The 4431-nt window shown below is 46.4% G+C and carries 2 protein-coding genes and 1 pseudogene; 2 read left to right on the top strand and 1 reads right to left on the bottom strand.

The annotated features are described in order from the left end of the window. Both Q0668_RS23150 and Q0668_RS23145 read left to right on the top strand, forming a co-directional pair. The coding region (locus tag Q0668_RS23150; protein ID WP_298868913.1) for a UxaA family hydrolase at positions 1-1445 on the top strand (1445 nt) is incomplete at its 5' end. Between the two features lie 380 nt (positions 1446-1825). Continuing rightward, positions 1826-3628: a hypothetical protein gene (locus tag Q0668_RS23145; RefSeq protein ID WP_298868912.1), complete on the top strand. Its 1803-nt coding sequence runs from the start codon at positions 1826-1828 to the stop codon at positions 3626-3628. An 82-nt stretch (positions 3629-3710) separates the two neighbouring features. Here the strand turns inward: Q0668_RS23145 and Q0668_RS23140 are convergent. After that, positions 3711-4431: pseudogene (locus Q0668_RS23140) on the bottom strand (hypothetical protein); the annotation flags it as partial.

Raw genomic sequence — 4431 nt, 5'->3', positions numbered from 1 at the left:
GTGTGATCACTAGAGAAAATATTGATTTGGGTCATAAAGTCGCCATCCAGGCAATCAACAGTGGCGAACCCGTCCGTAAGTTCGGACAGACGATCGGCTTTGCGATTTCAGATATTCAAGCTGGTGACTGGATTCACAGTCATAACCTGGAATCGGGTGTTCTCAGCCTTGACTACGCCTATTCGACCGAGGTCCCTCCTCCTCCCACTCCCATTGAAGGCAGAACTTTTATGGGTTACCGACGTCCGAACGGGAAAGCAGGTACGCGAAATTATCTGGCGATTATCAGTACCGTGAATTGTTCTGCTACTGCTTCAAAATACATTGCCCGTGAGTTGGCCGGGACCTCTCTTAAAGACTTCCCCAATATTGATGGCATCATTCCCCTCGTCCATAAAGGCGGGTGTGCCATGCAATATGATGGTGAGGACCACCATCAGCTCATGCGAACACTCGGCGGTTTTGCGAAACATCCAAATATCGGCGCTTATGTCGTTCTGGGGTTAGGCTGTGAAACCGGTCAAGGTTCATTCCTCTCTGACTCGGAAGGCCTGGTCCAGCTAGCGAACCCGAATGAGCCTCAGAACCAGGGCCCGCTGGTTCTCAACATCCAAGATATAGGGGGAATAGCAAAAACAGTCAAAAAAGTCACAGCACTTCTTAAAGACTACTTACCTCAAGTAAATGACGTTTCCCGGGTGCCGATTCCGGTCTCCGAATTGATTCTGGGTACAGAATGCGGGGGGAGTGATGGAAACAGCGGAGTGACGGCAAATCCCGCTTTAGGAATAGCCAGCGATCTTTTGGTCGCTCATGGCGCAACCTCTATCCTGGGAGAAACATCGGAAATCTATGGTGGAGAACATCTTCTCACCCGCCGCGCAGTCACGCCCGAAATTGGGAAGAAATTGATCGACCGGATTAAGTGGTGGGAAGAATATACCGGCAAATTTGGTGTTGTCATTGATAACAATCCCTCCATTGGAAACAAAAGAGGCGGACTCACGACCATTTACGAAAAATCGCTCGGCGCCATTGCCAAAGGGGGAAGCACAGCTTTACAGGAAGTTTATCGATTTGCCGAACCAGTCACCGAAAAAGGGTTTGTGATAATGGATACACCAGGGTACGACCCCGCCTCGGTAACAGGTATGGTCGCCGGTGGTGCTAATGTTGTCACTTTCACTACAGGCCGGGGAAGCTGCTTTGGGTGCAAACCAGTTCCCAGTATTAAAATATCGACAAATACTCCCATGTACGAGCGAATGCAGGATGACATGGACCTCGATGCTGGCAGAATCCTGAATGGCACATCTGTAGAAGAAGTCGGCGAGGAAATTTTTGAGCTGATCATTAAAGTTGCCAGCGGTAAAAAAACGAAAAGTGAAGCCCAAGGCATCGGAGATGAAGAATTCTGCCCCTGGAGCATTGGACCTGTGCTTTAATTGAGACTATTTCTGATTGATTCTGAAAGTTCACAACTAAAATCACTCACACTTCATGCTAATAGTATTCACCATCGAGTTTCATACACCATATCTACCTTTATAATAAAGACTTACCAAACATACATCAGATTCGATCAGTCAACAGATTCGTACAGAATTGATACGAAGCCCACCATAAACATATACATACACCCACATTATCCTTGACTCAATACAACCGTCAAAACTATTGAAACAGGAAAATTCGTCATCTTCCGAATAATCGCTACAGTTTACCAGAAGCCCTGTCCGATATAACCAGCAACAGACTCCGCGCATTTCCGTTATTGACCGCGCGGATTGTTATCAAAGTTTCCGCTGTTTGTAAGGACGTATAGATGCGGCTTCTTCATTGGCTAGCACCGGTATTGAGCATCGTTCTGATTTCTTTCGCATTCTCTACCGTGAATGCGCAGGGATATCCCTCTTCAATTCCGCAGAGAGGAATGATACAACCTGTATCGTTTGATTCCTTCCATCTGCCGGGATTAACTCAGAATGCACAATCTCTCGCCGGGGCACCTCCCCCAAACTTTTTCCAAGCAGCAACAGGTGGATATGGTCCGCCTTCGGCACCTGGATTTCCCATGAACGCAGGGCCTCAGGCGCCCGTAAATGCGTTTCCTCAAATGACTCCCTTCGAAAAGATGTTTCAACAACATCGAGTTGACGATAATGGTTTGTGGTCGTACAAGGATAGCAATCACGGTAAGAAATATTTCTTCAGCACTGAAGCGTTATTCGCCAAATTCCGCAGTCCGGGAAGTGCCAAGTTTGGAAATGATGGAACCATTTCCTACTTTGGTATGGTACAAGATGAATTAGAGGACGCTACAGATGATGAGTTTACCACCACGGCACAAAGCCTGAATTTCTTTGATCATGTAACCTACGATGTCATTCCGAATTTATTTTCACCTGGTACACGTCTCCGCTGGGGTTGGAATAACGATGACGAGAGTGGATTTGAGTTTACGGGCTGGTGGCTTGCTAGTGCTGATTCTGAATGGTCCGCCATCACGAATTCAACCCACAAGCCAAACCCAAATAATCAAGCAATCATGGATATCCTGCTGTCACCACCTAACTTCATCGATCCTACTGGTCGAGGGGTTGTGACTACGATTCCCGGTGTGACTGCAGCAGATATCAATTCGATCTTACAGAACGAATTGATGAATTTAGCATCTTTACCACTTGATGATGGAACAGTGAATGGTGTTTCCGTTCCTTATGACCTGGATTTCAGAATTAAAGTTGTCAGTCAGGCTTGGGGAACCAATGCAACCTGGATGTCGACTCCGATGATTGATAAGAAAAATCTGAAGGTTCGAGGCCTTGCCGGTGTGCGATACATGAAAGTCAAAGAAGGATTTGGATTCGTAGGCCGCGACAGTGGTTTGCTTTATAGTGATGCAACCACTTTCACAAGCATTCGACCTGATTTGAAGCTATTCTCTCACCCAACCGGATCAGATGAAAACTCGGATGGGATTATTGATAATGCGGGCGTCGTGGAAGACGACGACGCAGGCGGAACAACAGGTACCGCTACAGCCTTCTTCGCAGCACCTCTAGACCCAGCAACAGATATTCCAGTTACACCTTATACAACTGTCGTGGACAGTAGAGTAGATACAGATTTGGCAGGTCCTGAAATTGGTTTTCAATTTGACCTGGGTGGTGATAAGCTCAAAATCTGGGGCCAGACCAAATTCGGGATTATGGCCAATCGGGAAAAGATTAACTTAAGTGGAGATAATGTCGGGATTGGCATTCGAGCTAATCCGGATGATACCAACCGCCCCAAAGCATTGATCGATGCCACGGCAACTGATCCCACTCCAAATGCCTTCACTGACGCGAGCACACATACGCATGTCTCACCCATTTTTGAACAATCGATCTTCGCAGAAATGGCTATTTTTGAACATGTCCCTGTCTTGAAACGCATGAAAATCCTTGAGGAAGCAAAATTCAAAGTTGGTTATACCTATATTGCCGCTGGCGAAATTGCCAGACCCTTTGACAGCATTCGCTGGCAGGGCATGCCAACCAGAGGTTTATTTCCATCAATCGAAGTGAAACGCGAGAAATGGAACGTTGGAACCTGGAGTGTTGGTATTGACTGGTTGTATTAAACCATCGTTTTCAGATAACAGTCAGTAATCAAACCGGCTTGGATTTTATCCAGAGCCGGTTTTTAGTTTGGAATGGCAATCATCATTTCAACTGTTTCAATGAAACATCACCCCACGTTCCATTATTGGTGATATGTATTCGATCTTGGCCCTCCGCTTGAAACCAGATATCGAGCATTCCCGTTCCCGCGCGTAACTCAAATTCCGCCGACGATTGGCCTGCATTCAAATACTCATGAGCCTGCTGACCCAGCCAGTTGACAACGATCTTTCCCGCTGTCTTATTCTGGCCACGTTCAATTTGAACCTCATACAAACCAGAGTTCGAAATCTTGACCATCCAGCCTTGAGAAACTCCCTGAAAATAATTCCCGTCCTGATACCGACATAAAACGCAGGGACTTTCTTTCTTCTGATCAACGACAATTATCCCCGGCTCAAAATGACGAGTCTGTTTCATCATTGAAAACCAGGCATCGTATTGCCGACGTAGCGTTTCTACTGTTTCAGGCTGAGTTGTGATCAGATTGTGTTTCTCTTCCGGATCAACTGACAAGTCGTATATTTCCATCAAAGGCTCAGCATTTAGCATCAGATTTTCATTACCAAAGGTTCCTGGATAACCGACCAGTTTGAATTTTTGAGTCACTACTGCAGAGTTTTGATAGCGTTGGGGCGTGAGTCCACGATGGACTTGAAAGAAAAGACTGCGACTCGGTAACTTTGTTGCCTTACCTGACAAAAGATCTGAACCCGCATTTCCCAGATGACTTCCCTCGCTTTGGCACGTAATTTGCGCCATA

Origin of the sequence: uncultured Gimesia sp. (genome assembly GCF_937910335.1) — a bacterium.
Taxonomy (GTDB): Bacteria; Planctomycetota; Planctomycetia; order Planctomycetales; family Planctomycetaceae; genus Gimesia.
This window is presented reverse-complemented; position numbering and strand designations above follow the sequence as displayed.